Origin of the sequence: Halorubrum tebenquichense DSM 14210, from assembly GCF_000337415.1 — an archaeon.
Taxonomy (GTDB): Archaea; Halobacteriota; Halobacteria; order Halobacteriales; family Haloferacaceae; genus Halorubrum; species Halorubrum tebenquichense.
This window is the reverse complement of the sequence record NZ_AOJD01000045.1, coordinates 94,713-110,182: the sequence shown is the minus strand read 5'-3', so window position 1 is coordinate 110,182 and position 15,470 is coordinate 94,713. Positions and strand designations below refer to the sequence as shown.

The window sequence follows — 15,470 nt, the reverse complement described above, 5'->3', positions numbered from 1 at the left end:
CGACTATGAGGGGACAATACCGGTATTGAGCGCTCCGGAGGTCAGGCCGCGTTCCACGGGGCCTCCTCGAAGTCCACGACGCGTTCGCCGCGGTCGAGCGCGTCGATCCGGGCGATCTGGTCGGCCGTCAGGTCGATCTCGCGGGCGGCCCAGTTGTCCGCGACGTGGCCGACGTCGGCCGCCTTCGGGATGGGCGCGACGCGCTCCTTCGAGAGCAGCCACGCGAGGCTCACTTGCGCCGGGGTCGCGTCGTGCGCGTCGGCGATCTCCCGGAGCGCGTCGACGTCGGCGACGCGGTTGCGCGCGATCGGCGAGTAGGCGACGAGCCAGTGGTCGTGCTCGACGGCGTACTCGCGGAGCGTCTCCTGCTGGAGGAGCGGGTGACACTCGACTTGGTGGGCGAACAGGTCGTGGTCGAGGCGGTCGATCGCCTCGTCGAGCTGGTCCGGCTCGAAGTTCGAGAGGCCGATCCGGTCTATCACGCCGTCGTCGACGAGGTCGTCGAGCGCGGGCAGCGTCTCCGCGGGGTCGTAGCTGTTGATCGGCCAGTGGACGTACAGCAGGTCGATCGAGTCGACGCCGAGCCGGTCGCGGCTGGCGCGCGCGGTCTCGACCGCGTCGTCGTACGAGAGGTTGTCCGTCGAGAGCTTCGTCGCGACGAACAGGTCGTCGCGGTCGACGCCGCTCCGGTCGATCCCGTCGCCGACCGAGGCCTCGTTGTCGTATCCCTGCGCGGTGTCGACGTGGCGGTAGCCGGTGTCGACCGCGTGAGCGACCCCCTCGGCGCACTCCTCGCCGTCCGCCAGCTTGTACGTCCCGTAGCCGAGTCGGTCGAAGGCGTCTGCCATGCCCGACCGTTCCCCCGGCGGCCGGAAAAATCCGACCGTCCCGGCGGCCGATCGATTATCACGAGTGATTGCTGACGGCGAGCGATTATACCGGTCGGATGGTTCCGGACGGGTACATCATGGACAAGGGACCGGTCGAGAGAGTTCGGTCCAGCTACGGCACACGGCTCGCGCTGTCGCTGGTCGCGGTCACGGGGGTTTCGGTGGCGTACGGGGCGGTCGTATATCTCAGGGCGACGGAGCTCGGTCCGGCCGGGGCGGAGGTCCGCTCGGGGCTCGTCGGCATGTCGCTACTGACGGTGATCGGGCTGGCGCTCATCGGCGTCACCGTCGGCTCGAACACGGTCATCGCGCTCCGGCAGCTCACCGGGAAGGCCGATCGGATGGCCGACGGCGACCTCGCGGTCGAGTTGGAGTCCGGCCGGCCAGACGAGATCGGCCGCCTGTTCGGCGCGTTCGACGAGATGCGCGGCTCGCTGCGTTCGGAGATCGACGACGCGGAACGGGCGCGCGAGGAGGCCGAGGAAGCGCGACGAGAGGCCGACGCGCGCGCCGAGACGGTAGAGCGGAAGGCGACGGAGTACGAGACCGCGATGCGCGCGCTCGCCGACGGCGACCTGACGCGGCGGGTCGACCCGGCGAGCGACAACGAGGCGATGGCTCGGGTCGGGACCGCGTTCAACGAGATGGCCGAAGAGCTTGAGGGAACCGTCGCCTCGGTCGCGACCGTCGCGGAGGACACCGCCGACGTGGCCGGGCGGGTCGACGACCGCACCGACAGCCTGCGGGCGACGACCGGAACCGTCTCCGAGGCGGTTTCGGAGATCGCGGAGGGTGCGCGGACCCAGCGCGACGACCTCCGGGCGGCGACGGACGAGGCCGAGAGCCTCGCCTCCTCCGCGGAGGAGGTGGCCTCGACGGTCACCGACGTCGCGGAGACCGCCGAACACGCGGCCGCGGTCGGCGACGAGGGCCGCGAGGCGGCCGAGGAGGCGCTCGACGAGATGGACGCGGTCGAGGAGACGACCGCGGAGACGACCGCGGAGGTCGAGGCGCTGGCCGAGGAGGTTGAGGAGATCGGCGAGGTGGTCGACACCATCTCGGAGATCGCGGAGCAGACGAACCTGCTGGCGCTGAACGCGTCGATCGAGGCGGCCCGCTCCGGTGCCGACGGGGCCGGCTTCGCGGTCGTCGCCGAGGAGGTGAAGTCGCTCGCGGAGGAGACCCAGAAGTCCGCGAGCGAGATCGAGGCCCGGATCCACGCGGTCCAGGAGCGCGCCGAGACCGGCGCGGCCGCGATGGCTCGCACCGAGGAACGGATCTCCGCCGGGGTCGACACCGTCGAGACGTCGATCGACGCGCTCGAACGGCTCGCGGAGGCCTCGGAGCGGACCGACAGGAGCATGGCCGAGATCACCGACGCGACCGAGACGCAGGCGGACTCCGTCGACGCGGTCGTCGGTCACGTCGAGGACGTCTCCGCGATCAGCGCCCAGACGGCGAGCGCGGCGGGCGACGTGACCGGCGCGGTCGACGAACAGGAGGAGACGCTCGGGGCCGTCGAGACCGCCGCCGGGTCGCTCTCGGAGCGGGCGCGGGCGCTCAGGAGCGCCGTCGACGGGTTCTCGTTCGACACCGCCGAGGGCGGCCTCTCGGGGCCGGGCGACGGCGACGCCGCGACCGGGGCCGAGACCGTCGTCTCCGACGGGGGCGAGTTCTACTTCGGCGGCGGCGCGCCGAACGGCGACGACGCCGACGGGGGTGCGTCGAGATGATCGCCGACACCGCCCTCTGGGCGTGGATCGGCGCTTTGACCATGGGGGCGGGCACCGTGCCCCCGCTGTGGCGCTGGCTCGCGGGGTCGGGGGACGGCGACTCCCACGCGCGTCACTACGCCACCCTCGCCGGGGTCACCGGCGTCGCGGCGCTGGCGTACTTGGCGATGGCGCTCGGGTTCGGCGTCGCCTCGACCCCCAGCGGGGAGATCGAGGCGGCGCGGTACCTCGACTGGCTCGTGACGACGCCGCTCCTGATCCTCTATCTCGGGCTCCTCGCGCGACCGCCGCGCAGGGTGCTCGGCGGGCTGATCGCGGTCGACGTGGTGATCATCGCCGGCGGGGTCGTCGCGGCCGCGACGACCGGGACGGTCTCGTGGGTCGCGTTCGGCGTCGCCGGCGCGGCCTACGCCGCGCTGGTGTACGGCCTGCTCGTCACGCTGCCGCGGTCGGCGTCGGCGGAGTGCGACCGGGTTCGCGCCGTCTTCGGGACGCTCCGGAACATCACCGTGGTCCTGTGGACGCTGTACCCCGTGGTGTGGCTGCTCGCCCCGACCGGGTTCGGAATCCTGACGCCCGCGACGGAGATGCTCGTGTTCGTCTACCTCGACGTGGTCTCCAAGGTCGGGTTCGTCGCGGTCGCCGTCGCGGGCGCGGACGCGCTCGACCGACTCGGCCTCGGCGAGGCGAGCGGCGCGGCGGCGGTCGAGTCGTCGGGCGCGGCCGTCGCGGAGCCGAGCGACGACTGAGCGGAAGCCGAGGCCGTTTTTCGAGTTACTCCGGCGTTGTTGAGGCCCACAACACCCGATACAGTAAGGCCTCAGTCGCTCGATACGGGTTCGCCGGACGAGACACAGAGACCGACGAAGAACCGAACTATGCTGTGACGTCCGAGTCAAGTGTGCCGGATGAACGTTTTCTGTTCCACAAAACTGATTCCGAGTCGATCTCTATCCCGTCCATGTCCCGCGAACAAGAGGAGATCCTTGTACACCTCCGTTTCATCGGCATAGCCCTCGTCGCCGTGGCGCTCTCCGTCCTCACGGCTGGTTTCGTTATCGACGGGGACCGGGTAGCGCCCGTTTTCTCCGTCATCAGCCTAACCGCTTGTCTGTACGCGTTTGCGACGCCACTCGTCCGCGGATGAGGACCTCAGCTGAAATTGGGAAGAGATCCAGCGCTCAGTTCGCACTCGCGATCTGCCTGCCGTTCCGAACGGCGAAGTGTCCGGAAGTCGGAATTCAACGGATCCGGGCCCACTTATTCCGCGTCGGCGACGAGGTCCTCGTACCGCGCGCCGGTCTGTTTCAGCGTCTCCGTCGAGTAGAGCCGCTCGTGTGAGAAGGGGAGGTGCTCGGCCGCCAGTTCGTCGATCTTCGCGTCGACCGCGTCCGCCTCGCGGCCGTGGATCATCGTGAACAGGTTGTACTCCCAGTCCTGGTCGGGGCGGCGCGGCCGGTGGTAACAGAGAGTGACGTACGGGAGGCTCCCGACCGCCTCGCCGCGTTCGTCGAGTTCGTCGTCGGGCACGTCCCAGACCACCATACAGTTGTTCGTGAAGCCGGTGACGACGTGGTTGACGATACAGCCGATCCGCTTGATACAGCCGTCCGCGAGCAGTCGCTCGACCGCGGCGAGGACGTCGTCGACGTCGGCGTCGATTGCCGCCGCCACGTCGGCGTAGGGAGTCGCCGACAGCGGGAAGCCGTCCTGAATCGCTAAGAGGAGGTCGGCCTCCAGCGCGCTCAGGTCGCCGCGGGCGTTCTCGGAGATGCGGGTGGCGGAGACGTCCGTCTCCTCCAGCGACTCCCGCGCGAACCGGTCGCCGTTGACGACGGGGAACTCCAGGTCGATATAGTAGTCCGTGAGCATCGGGAGCGCCAGCACCTCGCAGCCGGTGCGCTCCTCGATCTCCGCGAGGATCGCGTCGCGCCGCCCGCGGGAGCCGGCGGTGACGACGAACCACTGGTTCCACTCGTGGTCGCGGCGGTAGTTGTGGTTCACCTGCCGGTAGCCGTTGATGACCTCGGCGACCTCGTCGAAGCGGTCCTCGGGCGCGCGCACCGCCGCGAGCGTCGAGGAGCCGATGACCGGCGGGTTGAGGACCGCGCCGAACCGGCGGAACACGCCGCGCTCGCGGAGGTCGCGGACGCGGTCGAGGACGGCGTCGGCGTCGAGGTCGACCCCCGTCTCGGCCGCGACCTCGCGGGCGACCCGCTCGAACGGGTACGACTCGACGGGAAAGCCGCTCTGGTACTCGTCGATGAGGGCCGCGTCGACCGCGTCGACGTCGGCTCGCCAGTCCGCGTCCAGACTCATTGTGTACCCTTGGGGTCGGGCGTAGGTAGCGGTTTCGGAGCGAGCGAGAGGCGGGGAGGTCGGAGGACGACTCGGAGCGGGCGAGCGTCGGCGGAGAGGAGCGGCCGGTCGTCAGCGGGGGCCGTACCGGTCGCCGACGGTGCGCGGGGAGTCAGTCGTCGCCGGCGGCGGGCGTCGGCGCGAACGCCCGGGCGCTCTCCTCCAGCTGCGCCGTCGAGCAGCCGCCGACGGTCGCGGCCTGTTCGAGCGTCAATGTACGGGAACGGTACAGCGTGAGCGCCGTGGACACGGATTTGGACGTCATCGGGTACAATCACCAAAAGCATGGACATACATATAACTCTGACGCAATTTAGAACTGGTTACAGAATTTGAGTGCGATAGAACTATGTTATCAAACAATTTTACTGTCAGAAATACACGTTCGTTCTTTTTCTGTTTGCGGACTGTTACCACAGATACCGCGAGAACGGCCCCGCCGTTCCGTTTCGCTGCTCGCGCGGGGCGCGGGCGGAGCGCGAGCGTCACCCGTCTCGTTCGTAGCGCGCGACGGTGACTCGGTCCTCGTCGTCGAGAATATGGTTCAGGGTGAGGTCCCGAATCGAGAACGTGAGCGCGACCTCGCCCTCGTACTCGACGGCCGCGGGGCCGTTACAGCCGCCTCTGGTCTCCGCGGCCGCGATCTCCACGATGGCGGTCGCCTCCTCCGGCGACGACGTCAACACCCGCAGATCGAGCGAGACGCAGTCGACCGGTGCGGCGAACCTGCCTTCGATCCGGGCGGTATCGTCCTCAACCGCGACGCTCCCGTCGTGTTCGGGGTCGTCGACCCGCTCGGTCGAGCGCGCCGACACGGTCGCCGTCGGCGACTCGTCGCGGAACGCGCCGCCGAGACAGCCGGAGAGGCCGCTCACCGCGAGCCCGGAACCGACGAGGACGGTTCGCCTCGTCGGTCGACGCTGCCGCTCGGCGGAGGGTGTTCGGCTCCCGGCGCTCAACGTTCGATCGCTCACGGTGCGTCCGGCGTCGCGGGCCGGTAAGTGTCTTGGGTGGCCTCGTCTCGACCGCCCTCCCTTCCCAGCGCTCGGGAGCCGAGCGGGGGACTTTTCGTCGGGAAGGCCGAACGGAGCGTATGGCTCAGGCGACTCAGGAGTTCGGCGACTGGCCCCTCAAACGGCTGATGACCGAGGTCTGCGGCTCCGGCCACAAGTCGGCCGACGACCTCACCCGCGCGCAGGCGACGGAGGCGTTCGAGCGCATCCTCGCCGGCGAACCCGATCCGACGACGCTCGGGGCGTTCTGGCTCGCGAACCGCTGGAAGCGGAACACGGCAGAGGAGCTGGGCGCGTACGTCGACGTGATGTGCGACCGCGTCGAGTACGCCGAGCCCGACGCCGACCCCGTCGACTGCGGCGCGAACTACGACGGGAAGGGTCGGACCGCAATCTTAGGCGTCGCGGCCGGGGCCGTCGCGGCCGCCGCGGGCACGCCGGTCGTCGTCCACTCGGGCGACCGCGTCCCGACGCAGAAGCAGGACTCGTACAAGCACGTCCTCGACGAGCTCGGCGTCCACACCGAGCTGACGCCGTCGGACTCGGCCGACATGGTCGACGAGACCGGCTTCGGCTTCTACTACCAGCCCGCGTTCAACCCCGCGATCGACGACCTGTTCGAGCGCCGCGACATGATGGGCGTCCGGTCGTTCGTCAACACGGTCGAGACGCTGGCGAACCCGGCCGGCGCATCCACGCACCTCGGCTCCTTCTACCACCTCGCGTTCGCGAAGAAGGTGGTCGACACGTTCGTTGAAAGCGAGTTCCACGACCTCGACCGCGTCCTGATGTTCCAGGGGATGGAGGGGTACGACGACGTGCGCCCCGGCTACACGAAGGTCGCCGAGTGGAACGCGGCGGACGACGGTGACGGCGACGACGCCGGGTCCGAGGGCGCGAGCTTCACCGACTTCGAGATCGAGACCGCGGAGTACGGGATGGACCTCGAAGAGGACGACCTCGCGGTCGACGACGTCGCCGCCGACTCCGCCGCGATCACCGAGGAGGTGCTGGCCGGCGAACGCGACGGCGCGTTCGCGGACGCCGTCGCCGTCAACGCCGCGCTCCGGATCTACGCTGGCGAGGACGCCGACTCCATCGAGGAGGGACTGGAACTGGCCCGCGAAGCGATCGACGACGGCTCGGCGCACGACGTGCTCGAAGCGATGCGCGAGTTCTGAGAGTCGTCGGGGACCGGAAATCCCTTTGTGTTCGAAAATCCCGCGCTGACACCTCCAAAGCCCCGGCCTGGCGGGTCGCGGCCTGTCGGCCGCTCGCAGGCACGCGCCACCGCATCAGTTCTTTATAAATACTCGTCGAGGCGGAGTCGGTTTTTTTATAAGTCGCGTTCGGGGGCCGGCGGCATCGCCCGCTTGTGGGCGCTGCGCTCGTGGAGGTCGACCACGCGGTCGACCGCTTCTTCGGGGACGTCCAGCTCGCGGACCGTCGCCGCCCGCGAGAGGCCGCCGTCGACGTGGACCGCGAGGATTGCGTCGACGGTGTCGTAGTCGAGCCCCATCTCCTCGGCGTCCGTCTGGCCCTCCCACATGCCCGCGGTCGGCTCCTGCATCACGAGGTCGCGCGGGACGCCGACGTGGGCGGCCAGCTGGCGCACCTGCTGTTTGTAGCAGTTCCCGATGGGGTTACAGTCGACCGCCTGGTCGCCGTACTTCGTGTAGTAGCCCGTCATCGCCTCGGCGCGGTTCCCGGTCCCGAGGACCACCCGGTCCTCCGAGTTCGCGACGAAGTAGTTCAGCACGGCGCGGGTGCGGACGTACACGTTCCCGGCGGCCGTGCGGTCGTCCGCGGCCTCCGGGACCGCGTCGAAGAACGCCTCCGCGATGGGCTGGATCTCGACCACGTCGTACTCGATCCCGAGGTCGTGAGCGACGCGCTCGGCGTCGCTCATCACGTCCGCGTCGTTCACCGCCGAGGGCATCGTGAGCCCGTGGAGGCCGTCCTCGCCGAGCGCCTCGACCGCGAGGTGCGCGGTGAGCGTCGAGTCGATGCCGCCGGAGAGGCCGAGGACAGCGCCCGTCGCGCCCGCGTCGTCGACCACGTCGCGGATGAACGAGACGATGCGCTCGCGGGTCGCCTCCAACTCCTCGTCCGAGAGGCGGAGGTCGAGCGGGGGGTCGTCCGACAGCAACACCGACTGTTCCGAGGTCTGGCTCATGGGAGTATCAACGGGCCGAGACGCCTAATTCCTCCCGGTCGACGCGGGGAACTGGACGTACGTCGGGTTTCTCGGGCGGGCGGATGCCGGGCGCAGTTATACGAGCCCTTCTCGCTCGGCCAGCAGCAGTCCCTCCAGCGTCGCGTCGTTCGTCGGCGGTTCGCGCGCGATCTCCAGCGCCTCGTCGACCGGGACCGACCGCGGCGCAAGGAACTCGTTGCTGTCGTGGTCGACGTCGACCGGAGTCAGCCCCTCGGCGAACACGTAGCCGCGCGTGTGACGCAACACGCCCGTCGAACACCACACCTCCTGGAGCAGCGAGGTCGAGTCCGGCTCGAACCCGGTCTCCTCGGCGAGTTCGCGCGCGCCCGCCTCGGTGTAGGACTCGCCCGATTCGACGATCCCCGCCGGCAGTTCCAGTTGGGTGTTCCGCACCGTCGGGCGGTACTGCTCGACGAACAGCACCCGGTCGTCGGCGACCGCGATGACGACCGTCGCGGGCGACAGCTCCGCCCAGTAGTACCGCTTCTCGGTCCCGTCGGGCTGCTCGACGCGGTCGTAGCCGCCGACGAACCAGCCCTCGTCGTACTCGACGACGACCTCCTTCACCGGCCACTCCGGCTCGCCCGGCAGCGAGTGGTTCCGCCCGTCGGCGAACGCGGGGAGCTCGCGGAGGTCCGTGGCGGCCTCTCGGGCGTCGACGCGACCGCCGTCGCCCGCACCGTCGTCACTTCCGCGGTCCGTCACGGGCGGACCACCTCCGCGCGGTAGACCTGTCCGTCGCGACTCACCCGCACGCCGCTCTCGGTCGCGGCGGTGGGGTTCTGTTTGGTCACGGCGTCGATCTCGTCGAACGGCGTGTGGGTGAACCACTCCTTCATCCCGTAGGGACCGGTCTGGTAGCCCTCGGAACGCCCGTCGGCGCTCTCTATCGCGCCGACCAGGTACGGATACCGGCGGTCGGAGACGTTGTTCACGTCGGCCACGGTGCCGTTCGTCTCGATCGGCTCAACGGTGAGGTAGTAGGGGTCGCCGCTCCCGAGGTAGCTCGGCAGCGCGCCGAGCGCGAGCAGCGCGACGACGACCAGGGCGATGGCAATGAGGAGATTCCGGGTGACCCGGCGCATGGTCGTCGTAGGGGCCGGCGGGGAATACCGGTTTCGACCGGGGGTGACGCCGTCCGCCGGGGCGAGTGAGGGCGGAGGGCCGACGGCGACCGCCGACGCGCTTTAGCCCGCCGCGTCCCTTGCCCTCGCATGGAGTACCGGTTCGAGCTGGCGCTGTGCGCCGCGCTCGAATCCCCCGACCGGGTCGTCGCCCGGCAGCTCGGCGCGGGCGTCGAGACGCCCGGGACCCGCATCGTCGACGTCTGTCTGCTGTCGCCCGGGCCGGGGTTCGACGCCCGCGCCGCGATCGCCGCCGAGCGGATCCCGGACCCCGCCATCGAGGCCGCGGTGGGGCCGGGCGAGGCGGTCCCCGTCGCGGAGGCGTTCGACCTCCCGCCGGACCGGGCCGCGGCCGTCGTCGAGCGCGCGGTCGAGGTCGGCTACCTCGAACGGGAGCGCCGGGACGGTCGGCCGGTCGTGCGGGCGACCGCGCGCTACCCGGACGACTGGGTCGGGGAGCTGGTCGCCGTCGAGAACAAGCCGGACCTCGGGCGGCCGGGCGACCTGGAGGCGCAACTGCGGTACGACGCCGCGCTCGGCCTGTTCGACCGCGTCGTCCTCGCGACCGCCTCCTACGTCACCCGCGCGCACCTCAACCGGATCCCGGACGCGGTCGGCGTCTGGCGGTTCGACCCCGAGACGGGCGACCGGGAGGTGGTCCGCGAGCCGACGCCGCTCGACCCGGACGCGCCGGGGGTCGAGATACGCGACGAGCGCCCCTCGCGCACGGACGTCGCGCTCGTCGAGTCGGGGGCGAAGGCCCGCAAGCGTCGCCGGGTCGCCGAGCGCGCGTACGGGAAGGGGTGGCGGCCCGACCCGCCGGCGTGCGCACACGGGGAGGCGACCGGCGACGGCCGGCCGCGGTGTGCGGAGTTCGACCGCGTGGTCGACCCCGGCCGCGAGTGCGGGCGCGGCTGTCCCGCCTTCGAGCCGGCGGACCCGCCTGACGCGGCGCTGGAGCGCCTGCGAGACGAGCGGACCGCGTGGGTCGCCGCCCCCGACGGCGACGGCCCGCGCCGGCAGTCGGGGCTCTCACGGTTTCTGTGAGAACGCTTATACGCCGAGGGCGGGTGTTTTCGGGTATGGACGAGATCGAAGACGTCTTCGTGGCGCGACTGATGTCGACGGACCTCCACACGGTGACGCCGGACACCCTGGTCGAGGACGCGGCCGCCGTGCTGCTCGAGAACGATATCAGCTCCGTCCTCGTCGTCGACGAGGACGACGGGTCGCTCGCGGGGATCCTCACCTCGACGGACTTCGTCGACATCGTCGCGAAGAGCCAACCGAAGGCCGAGACGACGGTCGATCGGTACATGACGGCGGACCCGATCACGGCGAGCGCGCAGGACGACGTGTCGGCGGTCGCCGCGACGATGCTCGAACACGGCTTCCACCACGTGCCGGTCGTCGACGGCGACGCGCCCATCGGCATCATCACCACCTCCGACTTCGCCGCGTACGTCTCCTCGCCCGAGTCGGTCTCGGCGTAGCGCGCTCGGCTCCGGCCCCCGGTCGACCGCCCGCTGACCGCCCGCGTCCGCGACCGCGCACCGACTCCCCCGCGACCCGCGACGACTCCGCCACGCGGACCGCCCGCGTCCGCGACCGCGACAAGTGACGCCACTTTCTGTGGTCGTATTACCACGGAACGCGTACGGGTGCCCGTGTCTGATCACCTGCATCTCAACCTCTTCACCATGACCTCGGTCGAGCACGTCTCGCCCGGGTCGTGGCGGTATCCCGGCGACCGGTCGGCGGACTACGCCGACCGCGAGTACTGGACGGAGGTCGCGCGCACCGCCGAGCGGGGCGGCTTCGACGCCGTGTTCTTCGCGGACGTGCGCGGGGTCTACGACGTGTACGGCGACGACCGCGGGACGGCCGTCGAGAAGGCGGTCCAGACGCCCGCGAACGACCCGCAGCTCGTCGTGCCCGCGATGGCGGAGGTCACGGAGGACCTCGGCTTCGCGGTGACGCGCTCGACGACCTACAACCACCCCTACCAGCTCGCGCGGGAGTTCTCGACGCTGGATCACCTCACCGACGGGCGGATCGCGATCAACGTGGTCACCTCGTACCTGGAGTCGGCCGCGGAGAATCTCGGACTCGACGAGCGGATGGACAAGGAGACCCGGTACGACCGCGCCGACGAGTTCCTCGACGTCTGTTACGAGCTGTGGGAGGACTCCTGGGAGGACGACGCGGTCGAGGTCGACCGCGAGGCGGGCCAGTACGCCGACCCGGAGAAGGTCCACGCGATCGACCACGAGGGCGACCACTTCTCGGTGCCCGGCCCGCACGGCTCCGAGCCGTCGCCCCAGCGCACCCCGGTCGTCTACCAGGCCGGATCCTCGGACTACGGCCGCGACTTCGCCGCGCGCAACGCCGAGGCCGTCTTCGCCAGCCAGCCGACTGAGGAGGGCGTCGTCGAGTACATGGACGACGTGAAGTCGCGGGCGGCCGACGCCGGCCGCGACCCGGAGAGCCTGAAGTTCTTCATCGGCGTCGTGCCGGTCGTCGGCGAGACGGAGGCGCTCGCGGAGGCGAAGTACGAGGAGTACAAGCGCCACGTCGACGTCGAGGCGACGCTCGCGCTCCTGTCGGGCTTCCTCGACATGGACCTGTCCGAACTGGAGCCCGACCAGAAGGTCGAACACATCGAGACGGACGCGATCCAGGGGACGATGAACGCGTTCACGAAGGCCCAGCCCGACCGCGAGTGGACGGTCCGCGAGGTCGCGGAGTTCTGCGGGCTCGGCACGACCTCGCCGAAGGTCGTCGGGACGCCCGAACAGGTCGCCGACGAGCTCCAGCGCTGGCGCGAGGAGGTCGGCGTCCACGGGTTCAACGTCAAGGAGGTCGTCCGCCCCGACTCGCTCGTCGACTTCGTCGACCTCGTCGTCCCGGAACTCCGCGAGCGCGGCCTCGTCCCCCCGGCGGACGCGGAGCCCGCGGGCGAGACGCTCCGCGAGCGGCTCCTCGGCGAGGGGCAGTCGCGGCTCCGCGCGGACCACCCCGCCCGGCAGTAACGCGAGCGCGACGCGGCCTCCCGCCCGGACCCGACAGCGCCGGCGTTCGACTCCCGTTAGCGAACTGTCGTGAACGGCACGCCGTCAGCTAATACGACGGTGCTGCCGGCCCCGGCACGCTTAAGTGGCTACCGCCGCTTGTATCAGGTGACGCTTCGCTTGGAGGGCCGAAGCGTCAGCGGGGACCTACAGAACGGCACGCCCGTGCCACCTTTTCCCGGCACGGGCGTGCCGTTCGTTCCTTTACACCCTGAGCGGCTCGCACGTGCGGCGTCGTATCTGTGTGCCGGTAGTGTAGCGTCCGTAGTACCGGATCCGGGCCGTCAGAGCCGTTCGCCCTGATACACGCCGTCGTAAGTCCCGTGGTGGTCGGCCTCGGCGAGCACCAGCTGCGCGATCCGCGCGCCCGGCTCGATCTCGATCGCGTGCCCCGCGTCGAGTCGCCCCTCGCCGACGCCCTCGTAGCCCGCGTCCCAGACGGCGGTGTCGAGGGTACAGGCGTTCCGGAGGAGCGTCGAGCGCGGGAGGACGAAGCCGATGCGCTCCTCCGGAATCCGCACCGGTTCGCCGTACCGGACGACGTAGGTCCCCCGGTCGAGTCGGTACCGACCCTCTTCCGGCTCCAGTTCGCGCCGTTCGGCCACCCGTTTCTCGTCGCGTCCGACGAACCCCGGTTCCGTCGGTTCGAACACGGCGTCGACGGTGAGGTCGACGCCGTTCGGCTGTCGCTGCGCGTCGTCAAGGTCGGCACCGGCCGCCTCCAGCGCCGCCGCGACCGCGGCTCCCGAGTCGAACATGCGCGTTCGGAACCACGGGCGAACCTAAACGATGTCGCCCGCGGTCCGGGGCGATCGCGGTCGAACCGGCCGGTATCACCGGGACCGCTAAAGCGCCCGAAAACAGACGTTTCAGGCGTTTAATGACCTAAAACAGTCGGCACGAGTACGTATTTCACGGTGAATGGTACCACGCGGAGATCACAGCGATCGTTGCCGCATCAGAGGATCTAACACGGTCGATCTTCGGGAAACTCGCGGGTTTTATATCCACGGGAGAGCCATCTTCGCGTGATATGGGACAAACGATTACAGAGAAGATCCTCGATGAGCATCTCGTCGAGGGCGAGCTGACGCCCGGCGAGGAGATCGGCATCGAGATCGATCAAGTGCTGACGCAGGACACGACCGGGACGATGGTGTGGCTGCAGTTCGAGGCGCTCGATCTGGACGAGGTCCAGACAGAGCTGGCCGCGCAGTACTGCGACCACCAGACGTACCAGTTCGACTTCAAGAACACCGACGACCACCGGTTCCTCCGCTCGGCGGCGGGCACGTACGGCGCGTACTTCTCCCGCCCCGGCAACGGGATCTGCCACCAGGTCCACAAGGAGAACTTCGCCGCGCCCGGCAAGACGCTGCTCGGCTCCGACTCGCACACGCCGACGCCCGGCGGCCTCGGCCAGCTCGCGATCGGCGCGGGCGGCCTCGACATCGCCGTCGCGATGGGCGGCGGCCCCTACTACGTCGAGATGCCTGAGGTCGTCAACGTCCACCTCGAAGGCGAGCTCCCCGAGTGGGCGACCGCCAAGGACATCGCGCTTCACCTCCTCGGCGAGCTGACCGTCAAGGGCGGCGTGGGCAAGATCTTCGAGTACACCGGACCGGGAGCCGAGAAGCTCTCGATCCCCGAGCGCACTACGATCACGAACCTCGGCACCGAGCTGGGCGCGACCTCTTCGATCTTCGCGACCGACGAGAAGACGAAAGACTGGCTCGCGCGCCAGGACCGCGAGGAGGAGTACGTCGACCTCCAGCCCGACGACGACGCGGAGTACGCGGAGACCGTCGAGGTCGACTTAACCGAGCTCGAACCGCTCGTGGCCGCGCCCTCGATGCCCGACAACGTCGCCCCCGTCAGCGAGTACGAGGGAACTGACGTCGAGCAGGTCATCGTCGGCTCCTGTACCAACGGTGCCTACGAGGACATCCTCCCCAGCGCGAAGATGCTGGAGGACCGCGAGGTCGCCAAACAGACCGAGATGATCGTCGCGCCCGGTTCGAAGCAGGCGTCCGAGATGCTGGCCCGCGAGGGCTGGACCGCGGAGATGATGGCGGCCGGCGTCAACTTCTCCGAGGCGACCTGCGGCGCGTGTATCGGCATCGGTCACGTGCCCGCCTCCGACTCCGTCTCGCTGCGCACCTTCAACCGCAACTTCGAGGGTCGCTCCGGCATCGAGGACGACTCCGTCTTCCTCTGCTCGCCCGAGGTCGCCACCGCGGCGGCCATCACCGGCGAAATCGTCGACCCGCGCGACCTCGCGGACGAGCTCGGCGACCTCGAGGCCCCCGGCCTGGAGATGGGGACGAAGTACGGCCCCGGCATGGGCGAGGACGACTCCGACATCATCTCGCCCGACGAGGCGATCGACGACGGCCTGGTCAAGGGCCCGAACATCGGCGACGTGCCGCTGAAAGACGACATCGACGTGGACGGCGGTGAGGCCCTCCTCAAGATGGAGGACAACATCACCACCGACCACATCATCCCGGCGACGGCGGACATCCTGAAGTTCCGCTCGAACATCGAGAAGCTCTCCGAGTTCACGCTCTCGCGCGTCGACGACACGTTCGCCGAGCGCGCGCTCAACGCCGACGGCGGCGTCCTCGTGGCCGGCGAGAACTACGGTCAGGGCTCCTCGCGCGAGCACGCCGCCCTCTGTCCGATGTACCTTGGCATCGAGGCGGTCTTCGCACAGAGCTTCGCCCGCATCCACAAGGCGAACCTGTTCAACTTCGGGATCGTCCCGCTGGCGATCGACGAGGAGACGTACGAGCGGATCGACCAGGGCGACGACCTCGCGATCGTCGACGACGTGCCCGCGGGCGTCCGCTCCGGGCAGGAAGAGTTCACCGTGAGCGTCAACGGCGAGTGGGAGTTCACCGCCGACCTCGACGCCTCCGAGCGCGAGCGCGACATCCTCGCGGCCGGCGGCAAGCTCTCGTGGGTCAAACAGCAGCACGCGGACGGCGGCTCCGGCGCGGCCCCGGCCGACGACTGAGTCCGCAGTCGACGCCGACCGCCCGAGCGAAATCCGATTTTCCC

16 protein-coding genes are annotated in these 15,470 nt (G+C 69.8%); 8 read left to right on the top strand and 8 right to left on the bottom strand.

Annotation, left to right across the window (positions count from 1 at the left end):
• Nucleotides 1–41: 41 nt before the first annotated feature.
• Nucleotides 42–848 (bottom strand): aldo/keto reductase, encoded by an 807-nt coding sequence (locus C472_RS07965; protein WP_006629305.1) that lies wholly within the window; start codon nt 846–848, stop codon nt 42–44.
• A 119-nt stretch (nt 849–967) separates the two neighbouring features.
• Between C472_RS07965 and C472_RS07960 the strand changes: the two genes are divergently transcribed.
• The 3 genes from C472_RS07960 to C472_RS07950 all read left to right on the top strand — a co-directional run bounded on the left by C472_RS07960 (nt 968) and on the right by C472_RS07950 (nt 3,770).
• Nucleotides 968–2,623, top strand: coding sequence for a methyl-accepting chemotaxis protein (locus C472_RS07960; RefSeq protein ID WP_049906444.1), 1,656 nt, complete (start codon nt 968–970; stop codon nt 2,621–2,623).
• On the top strand, nt 2,620–3,372 hold the full coding sequence (locus tag C472_RS07955) for a bacteriorhodopsin (RefSeq protein WP_006629303.1): 753 nt from the start codon (nt 2,620–2,622) through the stop codon (nt 3,370–3,372). The genes C472_RS07960 and C472_RS07955 overlap by 4 nt, the downstream gene beginning before the upstream one ends.
• Nucleotides 3,373–3,584: 212 nt before the next feature.
• Nucleotides 3,585–3,770, top strand: a complete 186-nt coding sequence (locus tag C472_RS07950; protein ID WP_006629302.1) for a hypothetical protein — start codon at nt 3,585–3,587, stop codon at nt 3,768–3,770.
• Nucleotides 3,771–3,883: 113 nt separating this feature from the next.
• On the opposite strand, the gene ahbB is transcribed toward C472_RS07950, so the two are convergent.
• From ahbB to C472_RS07940, 3 genes are all read right to left on the bottom strand, one after another.
• Nucleotides 3,884–4,942, bottom strand: a complete 1,059-nt coding sequence (gene ahbB, locus C472_RS07945; RefSeq protein ID WP_006629301.1) for a siroheme decarboxylase subunit beta — start codon at nt 4,940–4,942, stop codon at nt 3,884–3,886.
• A gap of 151 nt (nt 4,943–5,093) precedes the next feature.
• On the bottom strand, nt 5,094–5,246 hold the full coding sequence (locus C472_RS17510) for a DUF7317 family protein (RefSeq protein ID WP_162832663.1): 153 nt from the start codon (nt 5,244–5,246) through the stop codon (nt 5,094–5,096).
• Nucleotides 5,247–5,466: 220 nt separating this feature from the next.
• Nucleotides 5,467–5,955 carry a hypothetical protein gene (locus C472_RS07940; RefSeq protein WP_082238245.1) on the bottom strand — a complete coding sequence of 163 codons (489 nt, stop codon included), beginning with the start codon at nt 5,953–5,955 and terminating at the stop codon, nt 5,467–5,469.
• Nucleotides 5,956–6,074: 119 nt separating this feature from the next.
• Between C472_RS07940 and C472_RS07935 the strand changes: the two genes are divergently transcribed.
• Nucleotides 6,075–7,175, top strand: a complete 1,101-nt coding sequence (locus C472_RS07935; protein ID WP_006629298.1) for an anthranilate phosphoribosyltransferase — start codon at nt 6,075–6,077, stop codon at nt 7,173–7,175.
• Nucleotides 7,176–7,330: 155 nt separating this feature from the next.
• Here the strand turns inward: C472_RS07935 and C472_RS07930 are convergent, their stop codons facing one another.
• From C472_RS07930 to C472_RS07920, 3 genes are all read right to left on the bottom strand, one after another.
• Nucleotides 7,331–8,170 (bottom strand): NAD+ synthase, encoded by an 840-nt coding sequence (locus C472_RS07930; protein ID WP_006629297.1) that lies wholly within the window; start codon nt 8,168–8,170, stop codon nt 7,331–7,333.
• Between the two features lie 96 nt (nt 8,171–8,266).
• Nucleotides 8,267–8,917: an NUDIX hydrolase gene (locus C472_RS07925; RefSeq protein ID WP_006629296.1), complete on the bottom strand. Its 651-nt coding sequence runs from the start codon at nt 8,915–8,917 to the stop codon at nt 8,267–8,269.
• Nucleotides 8,914–9,297 carry a hypothetical protein gene (locus C472_RS07920; protein WP_006629295.1) on the bottom strand — a complete coding sequence of 128 codons (384 nt, stop codon included), beginning with the start codon at nt 9,295–9,297 and terminating at the stop codon, nt 8,914–8,916. The genes C472_RS07925 and C472_RS07920 overlap by 4 nt, the downstream gene beginning before the upstream one ends.
• A gap of 129 nt (nt 9,298–9,426) precedes the next feature.
• On the opposite strand from C472_RS07920, the gene C472_RS07915 reads away from it, so the two are divergent.
• The 3 genes from C472_RS07915 to C472_RS07905 all read left to right on the top strand — a co-directional run bounded on the left by C472_RS07915 (nt 9,427) and on the right by C472_RS07905 (nt 12,368).
• Nucleotides 9,427–10,383 (top strand): DUF5787 family protein, encoded by a 957-nt coding sequence (locus C472_RS07915; RefSeq protein WP_006629294.1) that lies wholly within the window; start codon nt 9,427–9,429, stop codon nt 10,381–10,383.
• A gap of 35 nt (nt 10,384–10,418) precedes the next feature.
• Nucleotides 10,419–10,829, top strand: a complete 411-nt coding sequence (locus C472_RS07910; protein ID WP_006629293.1) for a CBS domain-containing protein — start codon at nt 10,419–10,421, stop codon at nt 10,827–10,829.
• A gap of 174 nt (nt 10,830–11,003) precedes the next feature.
• Nucleotides 11,004–12,368 carry an LLM class flavin-dependent oxidoreductase gene (locus C472_RS07905; RefSeq protein ID WP_049906437.1) on the top strand — a complete coding sequence of 455 codons (1,365 nt, stop codon included), beginning with the start codon at nt 11,004–11,006 and terminating at the stop codon, nt 12,366–12,368.
• Nucleotides 12,369–12,691: 323 nt separating this feature from the next.
• Here C472_RS07905 and C472_RS07900 read toward each other — a convergent pair whose 3' ends face one another.
• Complete coding sequence (locus C472_RS07900) at nt 12,692–13,165, bottom strand: deoxyuridine 5'-triphosphate nucleotidohydrolase (RefSeq protein ID WP_006629291.1); 474 nt, start codon at nt 13,163–13,165, stop codon at nt 12,692–12,694.
• 275 nt (nt 13,166–13,440) lie between these two features.
• Here C472_RS07900 and C472_RS07895 point away from each other — a divergent pair, with 275 nt between their 5' ends.
• Nucleotides 13,441–15,426, top strand: a complete 1,986-nt coding sequence (locus tag C472_RS07895; RefSeq protein ID WP_006629290.1) for an aconitate hydratase — start codon at nt 13,441–13,443, stop codon at nt 15,424–15,426.
• The last annotated feature ends 44 nt before the right edge of the window (nt 15,427–15,470 follow it).

Bases quoted from the DNA above. Each gene is read 5' to 3' on its own strand.
- C472_RS07965 (WP_006629305.1), bottom strand. From the start codon at position 848: ATGGCAGACGCCTTCGACCGACTCGGCTACGGGACGTACAAGCTGGCG.
- C472_RS07960 (WP_049906444.1), top strand. From the start codon at position 968: ATGGACAAGGGACCGGTCGAGAGAGTTCGGTCCAGCTACGGCACACGG.
- C472_RS07955 (WP_006629303.1), top strand. From the start codon at position 2,620: ATGATCGCCGACACCGCCCTCTGGGCGTGGATCGGCGCTTTGACCATG.
- C472_RS07950 (WP_006629302.1), top strand. From the start codon at position 3,585: ATGTCCCGCGAACAAGAGGAGATCCTTGTACACCTCCGTTTCATCGGC.
- ahbB (WP_006629301.1), bottom strand. From the start codon at position 4,942: ATGAGTCTGGACGCGGACTGGCGAGCCGACGTCGACGCGGTCGACGCG.
- C472_RS17510 (WP_162832663.1), bottom strand. From the start codon at position 5,246: ATGACGTCCAAATCCGTGTCCACGGCGCTCACGCTGTACCGTTCCCGT.
- C472_RS07935 (WP_006629298.1), top strand. From the start codon at position 6,075: ATGGCTCAGGCGACTCAGGAGTTCGGCGACTGGCCCCTCAAACGGCTG.
- C472_RS07930 (WP_006629297.1), bottom strand. From the start codon at position 8,170: ATGAGCCAGACCTCGGAACAGTCGGTGTTGCTGTCGGACGACCCCCCG.
- C472_RS07920 (WP_006629295.1), bottom strand. From the start codon at position 9,297: ATGCGCCGGGTCACCCGGAATCTCCTCATTGCCATCGCCCTGGTCGTC.
- C472_RS07915 (WP_006629294.1), top strand. From the start codon at position 9,427: ATGGAGTACCGGTTCGAGCTGGCGCTGTGCGCCGCGCTCGAATCCCCC.
- C472_RS07910 (WP_006629293.1), top strand. From the start codon at position 10,419: ATGGACGAGATCGAAGACGTCTTCGTGGCGCGACTGATGTCGACGGAC.
- C472_RS07900 (WP_006629291.1), bottom strand. From the start codon at position 13,165: ATGTTCGACTCGGGAGCCGCGGTCGCGGCGGCGCTGGAGGCGGCCGGT.
- C472_RS07895 (WP_006629290.1), top strand. From the start codon at position 13,441: ATGGGACAAACGATTACAGAGAAGATCCTCGATGAGCATCTCGTCGAG.